The sequence below is a fragment of the Burkholderia pseudomultivorans genome (assembly GCF_001718415.1).
GTDB classification, from domain to species: Bacteria; Pseudomonadota; Gammaproteobacteria; order Burkholderiales; family Burkholderiaceae; genus Burkholderia; species Burkholderia pseudomultivorans_A.
The window spans coordinates 723,570-738,323 of record NZ_CP013377.1 but is presented as its reverse complement, the minus strand read 5'-3'; the positions used below and the strand labels follow the sequence as shown (position 1 = coordinate 738,323).

The 14,754-nt window shown below is 69.2% G+C and carries 12 protein-coding genes; 5 read left to right on the top strand and 7 right to left on the bottom strand.

Features of this window, described 5'->3' with window-relative positions; translation table 11 throughout:
• Positions 1-51 precede the first annotated feature (51 nt).
• From WS57_RS03175 to WS57_RS03150, 6 genes are all read right to left on the bottom strand, one after another.
• Positions 52-1,191, bottom strand: a complete 1,140-nt coding sequence (locus WS57_RS03175) for an enoyl-CoA hydratase/isomerase family protein (RefSeq protein ID WP_040131183.1) — start codon at positions 1,189-1,191, stop codon at positions 52-54.
• On the bottom strand, positions 1,188-1,979 hold the full coding sequence (locus WS57_RS03170) for an enoyl-CoA hydratase (RefSeq protein ID WP_059517026.1): 792 nt from the start codon (positions 1,977-1,979) through the stop codon (positions 1,188-1,190). Before WS57_RS03170 ends, WS57_RS03175 begins: the two co-directional genes overlap by 4 nt.
• Complete coding sequence (gene mmsB / locus WS57_RS03165; protein ID WP_040132065.1) at positions 1,979-2,878, bottom strand: 3-hydroxyisobutyrate dehydrogenase; 900 nt, start codon at positions 2,876-2,878, stop codon at positions 1,979-1,981. Before mmsB ends, WS57_RS03170 begins: the two co-directional genes overlap by 1 nt.
• A 14-nt stretch (positions 2,879-2,892) precedes the next feature.
• Complete coding sequence (locus tag WS57_RS03160; protein WP_069244330.1) at positions 2,893-4,422, bottom strand: CoA-acylating methylmalonate-semialdehyde dehydrogenase; 1,530 nt, start codon at positions 4,420-4,422, stop codon at positions 2,893-2,895.
• Between the two features lie 112 nt (positions 4,423-4,534).
• The gene (locus WS57_RS03155; protein WP_059517028.1) at positions 4,535-6,241 is read right to left on the bottom strand and encodes an AMP-binding protein; all 1,707 of its coding nucleotides are present in this window, start codon (positions 6,239-6,241) and stop codon (positions 4,535-4,537) included.
• A 259-nt stretch (positions 6,242-6,500) separates the two neighbouring features.
• Positions 6,501-7,634, bottom strand: a complete 1,134-nt coding sequence (locus tag WS57_RS03150) for an acyl-CoA dehydrogenase family protein (protein WP_059605906.1) — start codon at positions 7,632-7,634, stop codon at positions 6,501-6,503.
• A gap of 137 nt (positions 7,635-7,771) precedes the next feature.
• On the opposite strand from WS57_RS03150, the gene WS57_RS03145 reads away from it, so the two are divergent.
• The 3 genes from WS57_RS03145 to WS57_RS03135 all read left to right on the top strand — a co-directional run bounded on the left by WS57_RS03145 (position 7,772) and on the right by WS57_RS03135 (position 11,260).
• Complete coding sequence (locus tag WS57_RS03145) at positions 7,772-8,806, top strand: AraC family transcriptional regulator (RefSeq protein ID WP_059605909.1); 1,035 nt, start codon at positions 7,772-7,774, stop codon at positions 8,804-8,806.
• Positions 8,807-8,915: 109 nt separating this feature from the next.
• Positions 8,916-10,490: an NfeD family protein gene (locus WS57_RS03140; RefSeq protein WP_069243735.1), complete on the top strand. Its 1,575-nt coding sequence runs from the start codon at positions 8,916-8,918 to the stop codon at positions 10,488-10,490.
• On the top strand, positions 10,487-11,260 hold the full coding sequence (locus WS57_RS03135; RefSeq protein WP_040131178.1) for a slipin family protein: 774 nt from the start codon (positions 10,487-10,489) through the stop codon (positions 11,258-11,260). Before WS57_RS03140 ends, WS57_RS03135 begins: the two co-directional genes overlap by 4 nt.
• A gap of 292 nt (positions 11,261-11,552) precedes the next feature.
• Here WS57_RS03135 and WS57_RS03130 read toward each other — a convergent pair whose 3' ends face one another.
• Positions 11,553-11,783, bottom strand: a complete 231-nt coding sequence (locus WS57_RS03130; protein WP_009688155.1) for a hypothetical protein — start codon at positions 11,781-11,783, stop codon at positions 11,553-11,555.
• Between the two features lie 240 nt (positions 11,784-12,023).
• Between WS57_RS03130 and WS57_RS03125 the strand changes: the two genes are divergently transcribed.
• Positions 12,024-12,920 (top strand): M24 family metallopeptidase, encoded by an 897-nt coding sequence (locus tag WS57_RS03125; protein WP_059517032.1) that lies wholly within the window; start codon positions 12,024-12,026, stop codon positions 12,918-12,920.
• A gap of 44 nt (positions 12,921-12,964) precedes the next feature.
• Complete coding sequence (locus tag WS57_RS03120; protein ID WP_069243734.1) at positions 12,965-14,752, top strand: SDR family oxidoreductase; 1,788 nt, start codon at positions 12,965-12,967, stop codon at positions 14,750-14,752.
• Positions 14,753-14,754 lie beyond the last annotated feature (2 nt).

Sequence of the window (14,754 nt, the reverse complement as noted above, 5' to 3'; positions counted from 1 at the left end):
ACCGCGCGGCACGGCTGTCGCGCCCGCGCGGTGCCTCGACGCATCAACGCGTCATGCTGCGCCGAGATCGGCGAGCGGATGCGCGAACAGCTTCCACGGCGACGTCAGGAAATGCCGCACGCGCTCGGCGCGCAGCTCGACGAGCGACGCGGGCGCCCAGCGCGGCTTGCGATCCTTGTCGACCAGATGCGCGCGCACGCCTTCGCAGAAATCGCCTTCCTCGATCGCACGCGCGACGATCCCGAGCTCCATCCGGAACGACTCGGCCAGCGTCATCTGCCGGCCGCGCAGCAGCGCTTCGCGCGTCACGGCGAGCATCGTCGGCGAATGACCGACCAGCGCGTCGAGCGTCGCCTGCAGCCACTGACGATGCTCGCGCGACAGCTCGTCGCGCGCCAGATCCTGCTTCAGCGTCGCGACGATCCGCTCGACCGTCGAGCGCTTGTCGAAGTGCCGCACGATCCACGCCATCTGGCCGTCGAGCGCCGCGTGCGGCACGACATTGCACGGCGGCTCGAACACCCTGCGCAGCGCCGCCAACACGTCGCTGTCCCATTTGATGCTTTCGATGCGCGTCTCGAACGTATCGAGCCACGACGACGGCACGCACAGATCCGCGAGCTTCGCGGTCAGTGCGTCGGCGCCCGACAGCGTCGCGCCGGTCAGCCCGACGTACAGTTCGAGTTCGACCGGCATCCGCGCGAGGAAATGCGTCGCGCCGACATCCGGCACGAGCCCGATGCGCGTCTCCGGCATCGCGATCTTGCTGCGCTCGGTCGCCACGCGCAGCGCCGCGCCCTGCGCGAGGCCCATCCCGCCGCCCATCGTCACGCCGTCCATCAGCGCGACAACCGGCTTCGGAAACGTATGAATCGCATGGTCGAGCCGGTATTCGTCGACGAAGAACGGCAGCCACGTCTCGCGCTGCGCGACCATCCTGTACAACTGGCGCACGTCGCCGCCCGCGCAGAAGCCCTTCTCGCCCGCGCCGCGCAGCACGACCGCGACGATCTGGTCGTCGTGACGGCAGCGCTCGAGCAGCGTGGCCAGCTCGCCGATCATCGCGTACGACAGCGCGTTGAGCGCGGCCGGCCGGTTCAGCGTGATCAGCGCCACGCGGTTGACCACGCGAAACAGCACCTCGGGCGCGTGTTCCGCGAATGCGTCGTGACTCGTGACCGGCGTGCTCATCGTTGCTGCTCCCCTTCGGTATGCCATTGCGGCGCGCGCTTGCCGAGAAACGCCGCCACGCCTTCGCGCGGATCGCTGGTGTCGAACAGGTCGACGAAACGCTCGCGCTCGACCGCGAGCGCCGCACTGCGCGGCACGCCGCGGCGCGCGAGGCCGATCAGTTCCTTGCTGTATGCAACCGCATGCGGGCTCTGCCGCGCGACGTTGCGCGCCAGCGCGAGCGCCGCGTCGCGCGACGTGCCGGTGTCGACGACGTCCTCGACCAGGCCGATCCGCAGCGCGGTCGCCGCGTCGACGCGCGTGCCGGCGAGGATGATCTTCTTCGCCCAGCCTTCGCCGACCAGCCAGGGCAGCGTCTGCGTGCCGAGCCCGCACGGCAGCAGGCCGACCGACGGCTCGGGCAGCGCCATCTGCGCGTGCGTCTCCGCGACCCGCAGGTCGCACGCGAGCGCGCATTCGAGACCGCCGCCCATCGCGTAGCCGTTGATCGCCGCGATCGTCACGACGCGCGCGTCGTGCAGCGCTTCGAACGCGGCGCCGAAACGCGTCGCCATCGCACGCGCGACCGCGCGGTCGCCGTCGGCGAACGTGTTGAGATCGGCGCCCGCGCTGAAGAACTTCGGGCCGTCGCCGGTGATCACCAGCGCACGCACGCGCGGGTTCGCGTTCAGCTCCGCGACGATCGCCTGCAGTCGCTGCAGACCGTCGGCGGTAAAGGCGTTCGCGGGCGGGCGCTTGAGCGTCGCACAGGCGATCGCGCCGTCGTCGCCGTAGTCCAGTTCGATCATCACGCGTCCTTCTTCGTTGCCGGTTGATACAGGCGGATCACCGCCGAGAAATCGAGCTGCCCGTCGCCGCGGCTGCTCATCGTCTGATAAAGCTGCTGCGCAAGCGCGCCGAGATAAACGGGCTGGCGCGCCTGCTTCGCGGCATCGTTCGCGAGGCCGAGATCCTTCAGCATCAGGTCCGTGCCGAAACCGCCCGTGTAGCCGCGCGACGACGGCGCCGTGCCGATCACGCCCGGATACGGGTTGTAGGTGTCCGAACTCCAGCAGCGGCCGGTCGACGTGTTGACGATGCCGGCCAGCACCTTCGGGTCGATGCCGAGCGCGACGCCGAGCGACATCGCCTCGGCCACGGCCGCCATCGAGATGCCCAGCACGAGGTTGTTGCACACCTTCGCGACCTGCCCCATCCCGGTCGCGCCGCAATGCACGATGTTCTTGCCCATGCCGGCGAGCACGGGCTTCACGCGCTCGAAGTCGGCATCGCTGCCGCCGACCATGAAGGTCAGCGTGCCGGCCGCCGCGCCGCCCGTGCCGCCCGACACCGGCGCATCGACGAACGCGCCGCCGTGCTCGCGCACCAGCGCGCCGAACGCCTGCGCGCTCGCCGGGTCGATCGTGCTCGAGTCGATCACGGTCGCGCCTGCGCCGAGGCCGGCCAGCACGCCGTTCTCGCCGGTCAGCACCGAGCGCACGTGCGGCGCGGCCGGCAGCATCGTGATCACGAACGTCGCGTCCGTCGCCGCCTCGCGCGGCGACGCGGCGGCCTGCGCGCCGGCGTCCTGCAGCGCGCGCAGCGCGTCGGCACTCAGGTCGAACGCATGCACGCGATGGCCCGCCTTCAGCAGGTTCAGCGCCATCGGCGCGCCCATGTGGCCGAGGCCGATAAAACCGATCTTCATCATGGTGTCCTCGCTCAATGCAGCCGGATCGTCGTATTCACCGGGCCGGCCGTCGTATCGTCGTCGAACCAGCGCGCGGTGACCGTCTTCGTCTGCGTGTAGAACTGCACGACCTGCTTGCCGTACGGGCCGAGATCGCCGAGCTTCGAGCCGCGCGAACCGGTGAAGCTGAAGAACGGCACCGGCACCGGGATCGGAATGTTGATGCCGACCTGGCCGATGTCGATCTCGCTCTGGAACTTGCGCGCGGCCGCGCCGCTCTGCGTGAACAGGCCCACGCCGTTGCCGAACGGATTCGCGTTGACGAGCGCGATCGCGTCGTCGAGCGTGTCGACTTCCATCACGACCAGCACCGGCCCGAAGATTTCATGCGTATAGATCGACATGTCGGTCTTCACGCCCGAGAAGATCGTCGGGCCGATGAAGTTGCCGTGTTCGTAGCCGGGCACCTTCACGTCGCGGCCGTCGAGCACGAGCTTGGCGCCTTCCTTCACGCCCGCTTCGATCAGCGACAGGATGCGCGCCTTCGCACCGCGCGACACGACCGGCCCGACGTCGGTGCCGGCTTCCGCGCCCGCGTTGACCTTCAGCGCCTTCGCCTTCTCGACGATGTCCGGCAGCCAGTCGCGCGCGGCGCCGACCAGCACCGCGACCGAGGTCGCCATGCAGCGCTGGCCCGCCGCGCCGAACGCCGCGCCGACGAGCGCGTTGACCGCCTGCTCGCGGTTCGCGTCGGGCAGCACGATCGCGTGATTCTTCGCGCCCATCATCGACTGCACGCGCTTGCCGTTCGCGCTGCCGAGGTTGTACACGTGCGTGCCGACCGCGGTCGAGCCGACGAACGAGATCGCCTTCACGAGCGGATGCGTGCAGATCGCATCGACGACTTCCTTGCCGCCATGCACGACGTTCAGCACGCCCTTCGGCACGCCGGCCTCGAGCGCCAGCTCGACGAGTTCCATCGTCGTCATCGGATCCTGCTCGGACGGCTTCAGCACGAACGTGTTGCCGCAGACGATCGCCATCGGGAACATCCACAGCGGAATCATCGCGGGGAAGTTGAACGGCGTGATGCCGGCGCATACGCCGAGCGGCTGGCGCAGCGTATAGGTATCGACGCCGCCCGCGACGTTCTCCGCGAATTCGCCGAGCTGCAGCGTGCCGATCGAGCACGCGTGCTCGACCACTTCGAGGCCGCGGAAGATGTCGCCTTCGGCGTCGGGAATCGTCTTGCCCTGCTCGGCCGTCAGCGTCTTCGCGATGCGCGGGAGGTTCGTGCGCACCAGGTCCTGGAACTTCAGCATGATGCGCATGCGCGCGGCGATCGGCGTGTTCTTCCACGTCGCGTAGGCGGTGTGCGCGGCCTGCACGGCCGCGTCGACTTCGGCGACGGTCGCGAACGGCACGCGCGCAAGCACCTGCTGCGTCGCCGGGTTGACGATGTCGCGCCACTCGCTCGTGGCGGACTCGACGAAGGCGCCGTCGATCAGCAGCTTGACCGTCGGCACGTCTTGCCCCGTGCGGGGCGTCGGATTCGCACTCATCGCTTCTGTCTCCTTCAGTGCGCCGCCGCGCGAGTGCCGCGCGGCCGGCAGGTTCGGGCCGGCCGCGACGCCTTGCCCGCGGTCGCGGTGCACGGCGCGCAGCGCGGTCGGTTCATTTCAGTTCGGCGGCGAAATCCTCTTCCCAGTATTCGCCGGGCATGCGCGCGCCCGCGTCGTCGCCGCGCTCGATCTCGCGGCGGCGCAGCTCGACGCGGCGGATCTTGCCGGAGATCGTCTTCGGCAGTTCCGCGAACTGCAGCCGGCGAATCCGCTTGTACGGCGCGAGCTTCTCGCGCGAGAAGCGGAAGATCTCCAGCGCGAGCGCGGGACTTTCCTCGTAGCCCTGCCGCAGCGTGACGAAGGTCTTCGGCACCGCCAGTCGCACCGGGTCCGGGCTCGGCACGACCGCCGCCTCGGCGATCGCCGGATGCTCGATCAGCACGCTTTCGAGTTCGAACGGGCTCAGCCGGTAGTCGGACGACTTGAACACATCGTCGGCGCGGCCGATATACACGTAGTAGCCGTCGTCGCCGCGCATCGCGATGTCCGACGTGCGGTAGTGGCCGTCGCGCATCGCATGGGCCGTCGCATCGGGGTTGTTCGCATAGCCGTTCATCAGGCCGACCGGACGCGTCACGTCCGGCCCGATCGGCAAGGCGATCTCGCCTTCGGTCACCGGCGCGCCGTCCGGGTCGAGCAGCGTCACGCGATAGCCGGGCAGCGGTCGGCCCATCGAGCCCGCGACGACCGGCTGGCCCGGCGGGTTGCCGATCAGGCAGGTCGTCTCGGTCTGCCCGTAGCCGTCGCGAATCGTGATGCCCCACGCCTTCTTCACGCGCTCGATGATCTCGGGATTCAGCGGCTCGCCCGCACCGACGATCTCGCGCAGCTTCACGTCGAACGACGCGAGCGGCTGCTGCACGAGCATCCGCCAGACCGTCGGCGGTGCGCACAGCGTCGTCACCTGGTATTTGACGAGCGCGTCGAGCACGACCTTCGCGTCGAAGCGCGCGTAGTTGAACGCGAACACGCACGCCTGCGCATTCCACGGCGCATAGAAACAGCTCCATGCATGCTTCGCCCAGCCCGGCGAGCTGATGTTCCAGTGGATGTCGCCGGGCTGCAGCCCGACCCAGTACATCGTCGACAGATGGCCGACCGGATAGGTGCGGTGCGTATGCTCGACGAGCTTCGGCTTCGACGTCGTGCCCGACGTGAAATACAGCAGCATCGGATCGCCGGCATGCGTGACGGCATCGGGCTCGAACGCGGCGCTGGCCGCATAGCCGTCGTTCATCGCGAGCCAGCCCGCGCGCGGCGCGCCGGCGACGATCTTCTGCGCGAGGCCGAGGCCCGGCTGTTCGAACTTGTCGGTTTCGTTCTCGTCGACGATCGCGTATTTCGCGCCGCCGATCTGCACGCGGTCGCGCACGTCGTCGGGGGACAGCTGCGTGGTGGCCGGCAGCACGATCGCGCCGAGCTTCATCGCGGCGAGCATCGCGTCCCACAGCTCGACGCGGTTCGGCAGCATCAGCAGGATCCGGTCGCCGCGCGTCACGCCGATCCCGCGCAGCCAGTTCGCGATCCGCGACGAGCGCTCGGACATCTGCGCAAACGAATACGGATCACCGGTGCCGGTCGCGGCGTCGACGATCCACAGCGCGGGCTTGTCGTTGCCGCGCGCCATCGGGTCGAAATAGTCGAGTGCCCAGTTGAACGTGTCCAGCACCGGCCATTCGAAATCGCGGTAGGCGGTTTCGTAGTCGGTGCGATGGCGCAGCAGAAAATCGCGTGCGTCCAGGAATGCCTGTGCCGTCATCGTGTCGTCTCCTGTCCCATGCCTTGCGGCGGTGCGCGCCGGCGTCCGTTGCCGGTTTTCGTCCGCCGCCGGGCTGTCTCCATGCGTCCCGGCAGCCGGCGCATGCATGACAGCCATGCGCCGGCGCCCTCTTGCGCGGCGCACGGTCACGTCGTTGCGTGCCGCGTTCACCGCGCTACCCTCGTACCCTTTCCTTGTTGCTTTCGTGGTTTGCCGCTGCCGGTGCTTCTGCTGCTCGCGTTCCGGTCACCGCCGCCGCTCAAAGCTGCCGCGCGATCACCATCCGCTGAACTTCGCTGGTGCCTTCGTAGATCTGCGTGATGCGCGCGTCGCGATAGTGACGCTCGACTTCGTAGTCGGCCAGATAGCCGTAGCCGCCGTGGATCTGGATCGCGTCCGAGCACACGCGCTCGGCCATCTCCGACGCGAACAGCTTCGCCTGCGACGCTTCCGACAGGCACGGCAGCCCGGCCGTGCGCAGCTTCGCCGCGTGGTGCACGAGCAGGCGCGCCGCGTTGATCTGCACGGCCATGTCGGCGAGCTTCTGCTGGATTGCCTGATGCTCGGCGAGCGGCTTGCCGAACTGCACGCGCTCGCCCGCATAGCGGCGCGCCTTGTCGAACGCGGCGCGCGCGATGCCGAGCGCCTGCGCGGCAATGCCGATCCGGCCGCCTTCGAGATTCGACAGCGCGATCTTCAGCCCTTCGCCGCGATTGCCGAGCAGGTTTTCTTCAGGAATCGCGCAGTTCTCGAACGTGATCGGGCAGGTGTCCGACGCGCGGATACCCATCTTCTTCTCGGGCTTGCCGACGATGAAGCCCGGCGTGTCGGTCGGCACGAGGAACGCGGAAATGCCGCGCTTGCCCGCTTCGGCATCGGTGATGGCAAAAACGATCGCGATGCCCGCGCGCTGGCCGTTCGTCACGAACTGCTTCGCGCCGTTCAGCACCCATTTGCCGTCGCGCAGTTCCGCGCGCGTGCGCAGGTTGTGCGCCTCCGAACCGGCCTGCGGCTCGGTCAGGCAGAACGCGCCGATCACGCGGCCGGCCGCCATCTCGGCGAGCCAGCGATCCTTCTGCGCCGGCGTGCCGAAGCCGAGGATCGGCCCGCAGCCGACCGAGTTGTGCACGCTCATCATCGTCGCGCAGGCGGCGTCGCCGGCCGCGATCTCCTCCATCGCGAGCGCATAGGCGACGTAATCGGTGTACGAACCGCCCAGCTCCTGCGGCACGATCATCCCGAGCAGGCCGAGTTCGCCGAGCTGCGCGACGACGGCGTCCGGCAGTTTCGCGTCGAGATCCCACTGCGCGGCGTTCGGCGCCAGCACCTCGGTGGCAAAAGCGCGCGCGGCGTCGCGAATCATCCGCTGGTCTTCGGTGTAAAGCGCGTCCATGGTGCTGCTGTCTCCCGCGGCCGCCTGGCGCGACCGTCCCTCTGTTTCGATGCAACAAGTGTAGGCAAGCGCGCGCGACTGTTCGATGCTCGCGCCGCTCATTTACACTGAGCGTTTTTGCCATACCGGCAACGGCCATGAAGCAGGAAGACAAGGGAACCGTCGCGATCAGCCTGGTGGCTTACAGCGTCGCGCTCGCCACGCGGCGCGGCGTCGCGTCCGCGCCGCTGCTCGCGCAGGCCGGCATCGCGCCCGCGCTGCTCGCGCAGCCGCGCGCCCGCGTGTCCGCGCAGCAGTACGGCGCGCTGTGGAACGCGATCGCGCGCGCGCTCGACGACGAGTTCTTCGGGCAGGACCGCCACCCGATGCGCAGCGGCAGCTTCGTCGCGATGAGCCAGGCCGCGCTGTCCGCGCAGGACGGGCTGCATGCGATGGCGCGCGCGGTGAACTTCATGCACTGCGTGCTCGACGACCTGCACGCGGAGCTCGACGCGAACCCGCAGCGCGTGCGGCTGCGTTTCGTGCATCGCAACAACGGCGCGACGCCCGCGATGTTCACGTACGCGACCTATTTCATCATCGTCTACGGGCTGACCTGCTGGCTGATCGGGCGGCGCATCCCGCTGCTGCACGCCAGCTTCCGCTGCGACACGCCGCCGGCCGACCACGAATATCCGTCGATGTTCTGCGACGACATGCGCTTCAACCAGCCCGATTCCTATGTCGACTTCGACCCGGAATTCGCGACGCTGCCGGTCGTGCAGAACGCGAAGACGCTGAAGACGTTCCTGCGCAATGCGCCGGCAAGCTTCATCGTCAAGTACCGCAACCCGAACGCGCTCGCGCAGCGCGTGCGCGCGGTGCTGCGCGGGATGCCGCCCGCCACGTGGCCGGGCGCGGCGGGAATGGCCGCGCGGCTCTATGTCGCCGAGGCGACGCTGCGTCGCAAGCTGCATCAGGAAGGCCACGCGTACCAGTCGATCAAGGACACGCTGCGGCGCGACCTCGCGTTCGAGGCGCTCGCCGATCCCGCGCGCTCGATCGCCGACGTCGCGGCCGCCGCGGGCTTCGCGGAGCCGAGCGCGTTCTATCGCGCGTTCCGCAAGTGGAGCGGGCGCAGTCCGGCCGAGTACCGCGACGAAGTGCTCGCGCGGATGGGCGATGCGCGCTGAGCGCCGCGCTTTCGCGCTTTCGCCTGAAACCGCCTAATCTTTAAGCGTCGGGCCAACGCCCATTCCGCGAGCCGGACGGCGTGCGGCCGCGCGCCGCCCGGACGTCCCGATGCACATTCACCGTCACCCGCCGCCGCCGGCGCCTGCCCCGCCGCGCGGCCGCCCCCGTCACCCGCTGTCCGCGCGGGTCGCGCGCGCCGCGCTGTTCGCGGCGCTGCTCGTCGTATGCGCGGCCGTCGCGGCTCCGGCTGCCGACGCGCCGCCAGGCGGTACGCCGGTCGCGCCTCCCCCAGTCATCGTGATCCCGGTCAACGGCGCGATCGGGCCGGCCAGCGCCGACTTCATCGTCCGCTCGCTCAAGCGCGCGGCGCGCGAGCACGCGCCGCTCGCGATCCTGCAGCTCGATACGCCCGGCGGCCTCGACACGTCGATGCGGCAGATCATCAAGGCGATCCTCGGCTCGCCGGTGCCGGTCGCCACCTTCGTGGCGCCGAGCGGCGCACGGGCCGCAAGCGCGGGCACCTACATCGTCTATGCCAGCCACATCGCGGCGATGGCGCCGGGCACCAATCTCGGCGCGGCGTCGCCCGTGCAGTTCGGCATCGGCGGCGCGCCGGGCGCGAATCCGGCCACGCCGCAGCCGCCGCCGTCGGGCGCGTCGAGTGCATCCGGCGCCTCCCGCCCGGCCGCCGCATCGGCCGCATTGCCGGCCGACACGCAGTCGACCGAAATCCGCAAGGCGATGCAGGACGCCGCCGCGTATCTGCGCGGCCTCGCGCAATTGCGCGGGCGCAACGCGGAATGGGGCGAGCGCGCGGTGCGCGAAGCCGTCAGCCTGTCGGCGAACGAGGCGCGCGCGCAGCACGTGGTCGACCTGATCGCGCAGGACCCGGCCGATCTCGCGCGGCAGCTCGACGGCCGCACGGTGACGACGACGGCCGGCACGCTGCGCATCGCGACCGCGCACGCGCCGCTCGTCGTGGTCGAGCCCGACTGGCGCAGCCGGTTCCTGTCGATCATCGCCGATCCGAACGTCGCGCTGATCCTGCTGACGATCGGCATCTACGGGCTGTTCTTCGAATTCGCGAACCCGGGCTTCGTGCTGCCGGGCGTCGCCGGCACGATCTGCCTGCTGGTCGGGCTGTTCGCGATGCAGTTGCTGCCGATCAGCTATGCGGGCCTCGGGCTGGTGCTGCTCGGGCTCGGCTGCCTGGTCGCCGAGGCGTTCCTGCCGACCTTCGGCGTGCTCGGCTTCGGCGGGATCGTCGCGTTCACGATCGGCGCGCTGATGCTGATCGACACCGACGTGCCCGGCTACGGGATTCCGTGGCCCGTGATCGCGAGCCTCGCGCTCGGCGGCGGGCTGCTGGTCGCGGGCGTGTCGAGCGTCGCGCTGCGCGCGCGGCGCCGGCCGGTCGTGACGGGCGGCGAGGCGATGGTCGGCAGCATCGGCGAAGTGCTCGACGACGGGCTGCAGCCCGACCAGCCGCACGGCACAGCCGGCGCCGCGCCGTCCGCCGCGGGCTGGGCGCGCGTGCACGGCGAACGCTGGCGCGTCGCGAGCAGCGTGCCGCTCGCCGCCGGCTGCCGCGTGCGCGTGACCGGCCGCCACGGGCTGATGCTCACCGTCGCGCCGCTCTACGACGCGCCCGCGCCGCGCCAACACCAGGGAGAACCTTCATGATGGGTTACACGTTCGGCTTCGGCAGCGTCCTGATCGTCTTCGTCGTGATACTCGTCGCGTCGTCGATCCGCATCTTCCGCGAGTACGAGCGCGGCGTCGTGTTCATGCTCGGCCGCTTCTGGAAAGTGAAGGGGCCGGGGCTCGTGCTGATCATCCCGATCGTCCAGCAGGTCGTGCGGATCGACCTGCGCACCGTCGTGTTCGACGTGCCCGCGCAGGACGTGATCACGCGCGACAACGTGTCGGTGAAGGTCAATGCGGTCGTGTATTTCCGCGTCGTCGATCCGGAAAAGGCGGTGATCCAGGTCGCGCGCTTCTTCGAGGCAACCAGCCAGCTCGCGCAGACGACGCTGCGCGCGGTGCTCGGCAAGCACGAGCTCGACGCGCTGCTGGCCGAACGCGAGCAACTGAACGCGGACATCCAGAAGACGCTCGATGCGCAGACCGATGCATGGGGGATCAAGGTCTCGACAGTCGAGATCAAGCACGTGGACCTGAACGAGACGATGATCCGCGCGATCGCGCGGCAGGCCGAGGCCGAGCGCGAACGGCGCGCGAAGGTGATTCATGCGGAAGGGGAACTGCAGGCGTCCGAGAAGCTGCTGCAGGCCGCGCAGCGGCTCGCGCAGCAGCCGCAGGCGATGCAGCTGCGCTATCTGCAGACGCTGACGACGATCGCGGCGGACAAGAATTCGACGATCGTGTTTCCGCTGCCGGTCGATCTGCTGGGCGCGTTGCTGGAGCGGTGGGGTGGGAAGCGGGAGGGATAGTGCGGGTCCGGGGTGCATCGGCACGCGCGAGCCCATGCCGACTGTCCCGCTGCGTCTGCCGAGTGGTAGCGCCTCGCGCGAAGCCGACTGCGCGCAATCTCGCCCGGTATGCAGCGGAGATGACACGGCCGGAACGCAATACGACGCATTTTGACATCCCGACGACAGTTCGCTACGATCGCCAACGACAACGCTGGGGACGCCTCTCGACGATGCGCAACACCTCAGACGACAAAGGACGCGCAAGCGTCTTTTTTTATTCCCGCCCGTCTTGTCCGGGTCCGCCTCGCAGCTATCTCGCTGACGCCACGATGGAGTCGATCAATTCGGCTCCGCCTTCAATATCCTCGTTACCCACGAATCGGGACACCTCCATGTGTCCGTCGTCGAACACGTCGATCTCGACACGTTGTCCGACTACCGTCACGGAAACGAGAATCGAGTCGGGTCGATGGCGGCGGAGTGCATAGGCTAGATGGGCGCCATCCAGCTTCGTCAGCAAGTCGAAAATCGGATGAGTCATGCCGGATCCTGTTTCCTGAATCGGTTGTCGTTGAGCAGTTCACGGCTCCGAGCCTCTAGAGCCTCCCCTCCATTTCCCCGCTCCATTAGGACAAATCCTCACCCTTCGGGACTGGCGCGCCCCGCCGAACCGGCTATGATTATTACATCAACCAATGGCACATTAAATGCTGACTGAATAACCGGCGACAAAGCAGGCCACCGACGCCCATTCCGGATCAGCATCCCCTGGAGACACCCCATGTCCGATCATCCGCTGCCGGAAGTCCACCTCGACGAGCTGCCGCAATTCCGCGCGGTCCAGCAGCTCGCGTACCGCTGCGTCGAAACCGTCGGCGGCATGCTCTACCCCGGCATCACCGAGAAGGAAGCCGCCCGCCTGCTGACCGAATGGCTGCAGGACCACGGCGTGCACGACTGGCTGCACAAGCCGTTCGCATGGTTCGGCGACCGCACCGCGTTCGAAGGCTTCTCGGGCCTCAAGCACATGGGCGGCTTCAATCTCGCGTTCTTCCCGAGCAACCGGCAGCTCGAAACCGACATGCCGGTGATTCTCGACGTCGCGCCCGTGCTCGACGGCATCGTCGCCGACGTCGGCTACGCGCACTGCCTCGGCAGGAACCCGATCCTCGAGCAGCTGCAGGACGACCTGATGGACCATCGCGACATGATCGTGCGGCTCGTGAAGGCGCGCCGCCCGATGGCCGAGGTCGCGCAGGAAGTCGACGCGCTGTGCCGCCGCCAGGGCGTCGAGCCGCGCCACAAGGCGTATCCGTTCAAGGTGCTCGCGCATCGCGTCGCGAAGATCCACAAGCTGTCGAAGCCGCGCTTCGTCGCGCGCTTCGGACTGAATGCGACGCGCAACCTGCTGCTCGACCAGGGCCGCACGGCGAAGCAGCAAGGCTGGTCGCCGCTGTGGTCGATCGACCGGCGCTCCGAGCATGCGCCCGTGCCGGGCCTGTGGGCCGTCGAGCCGCATCTCGGCTTTTCCGGCGTCGGCGCGAAATTCGAGGAACTGCTCGTGATCACCGACGACGACGCGTACTGGCTCGACGACGACCTGCCGCACGTGCGCCGCTGGCAGCGCCGGCTGGCCGAACGCTCGCAGGCCGCCGCGACCGCGCCGGCCACCGCCTGACCGGCACCGCGCCCCCTGACCGACTTCCCGACGACGGACTCACGATGCAGCCTCTTTCCGACGAAGCACCGCTGGCCCTGTTCGAATCGCTTCACAACGAAACCGCCGTCGCCTCCGGCGACCTGACGCTCGCGGTCAGGACCTGGGGCGATCCGGCCCGCTCGCCGGTCGTGCTCGTGCACGGCTATCCCGACGACAGCAGCGTCTGGCAGCAGGTCGCGCCGCTGCTGGCGCGCAAGCATTACGTGATCGCCTACGACGTACGCGGCGCCGGCCTTTCCAGCGCGCCGAAGCACACCGCCGACTACCGGCTCGCGAAGCTGACCGACGATTTCATCGCGGTGATCGACGCACTCTGCCCCGGCCGCGCCGTGCACCTGATCGCGCACGACTGGGGCTCGATCCAGGGCTGGGAATTCGTCACCGAGCCGCGGCTCGCCGGCCGCATCGCGTCGTACACCTCGTGCTCGGGGCCGTGCCTAGACCATGTCGGCTTCTGGCTGCGCGAACGCCTGCTGCCTCCGACGCCCGCCTCGCTCGGCAAGCTCGGCGGCCAGCTGTTGCGGTCGTGGTACGTCTACCTGTTCCATCTGCCGTTCATTCCCGAACTCGGCTGGCGGCTCTGGCTCGGCCGCGCGTGGCCCGGCCTGCTCCGCCGGATCGAGAAGACGCCCGTCGCGCCGCGCGCGAGGCAGGCCGACGACGGCGCGCGCGGCGTGCGCCTCTATCGCGCGAACTTCATCCGCTGCCTGTTCACGCCGCGCGAACGCTATGCGCATGCGCCGGTGCAGACGATCGTGCCGCTCCGTGACAAATACGTGAGCCCCGCGCTGTCCGAGAACCTGTCGCGCTGGGTGCCGCACTACTACCGCCGCGAAGTCGCGGCCGGCCACTGGCTGCCGCTCGCCGATCCCGCGCGCTTCGCCGGCCTCGCCGAACAGCTGATCGACGCGGTCGAATCGGGCGACGAGCCGCCCGCACTCGCGAACGCGCGTCGCCGCGCAACGAGCGGTCGCTTCAGCGGCAAGGTCGCGGTCGTCACCGGCGCGGGCAGCGGCATCGGCCGCTGCGCGGCGCTCGCGTTCGCGCGCGAAGGCGCGACCGTCGTCGCGGTCGACATCGATCTCGCGAGCGCCGAACGCACCGCGCTGCTGATCGGGCTGACCGGCGCGCAGGCGCATGCGAAGCGCGTCGACGTCGGCTCGGCCGACGAGATGGAAGCGCTCGCGACCTGGGTCGGCAGCGCACTCGGCGGCGCCGACGTGGTGGTCAACAACGCGGGCATCGGCATGGCCGGCGGCATCCTCGATACGAGCACGCGGCACTGGGAGCGCATCCTTCACGTGAACCTGTGGGGCGTGATCCACGGCTCGCGGCTGTTCGCGCAGCAGATGGCCGCGCGCGGCACCGGCGGGCACATCGTCAACACCGCGTCGGCCGCTGCGTTCGGTCCGTCGCGCGATCTGCCCGCGTATGCGACGACGAAGGCCGCGGTGCTGATGCTCAGCGAATGCATGCGCGCGGAACTCGCGGAGCAAGGCATCGGCGTGACGGCCGTGTGCCCGGGTTTCGCGGAGACCGGCATCATGGCGTCGACGCAATACGCGGGCGCCAGCACGCAGGACGAAGCACGCCTGCGCAAGCGCGCGACGAAGCTGTACCAGATGCGCGGCCTGAAGCCCGAAACCGTCGCGCAGGCGATGGTCGACGGCGTGCTGCGCAACCGCCCCGTCGTCGCGGTCGGCGGCGAAGCGCACGCGCTGCGCTTCGTCGGCCGCTTCATGCCGTGGCTCGGGCGGATGATCGCCCGCGTCAGCATGGCATCGCATTGACG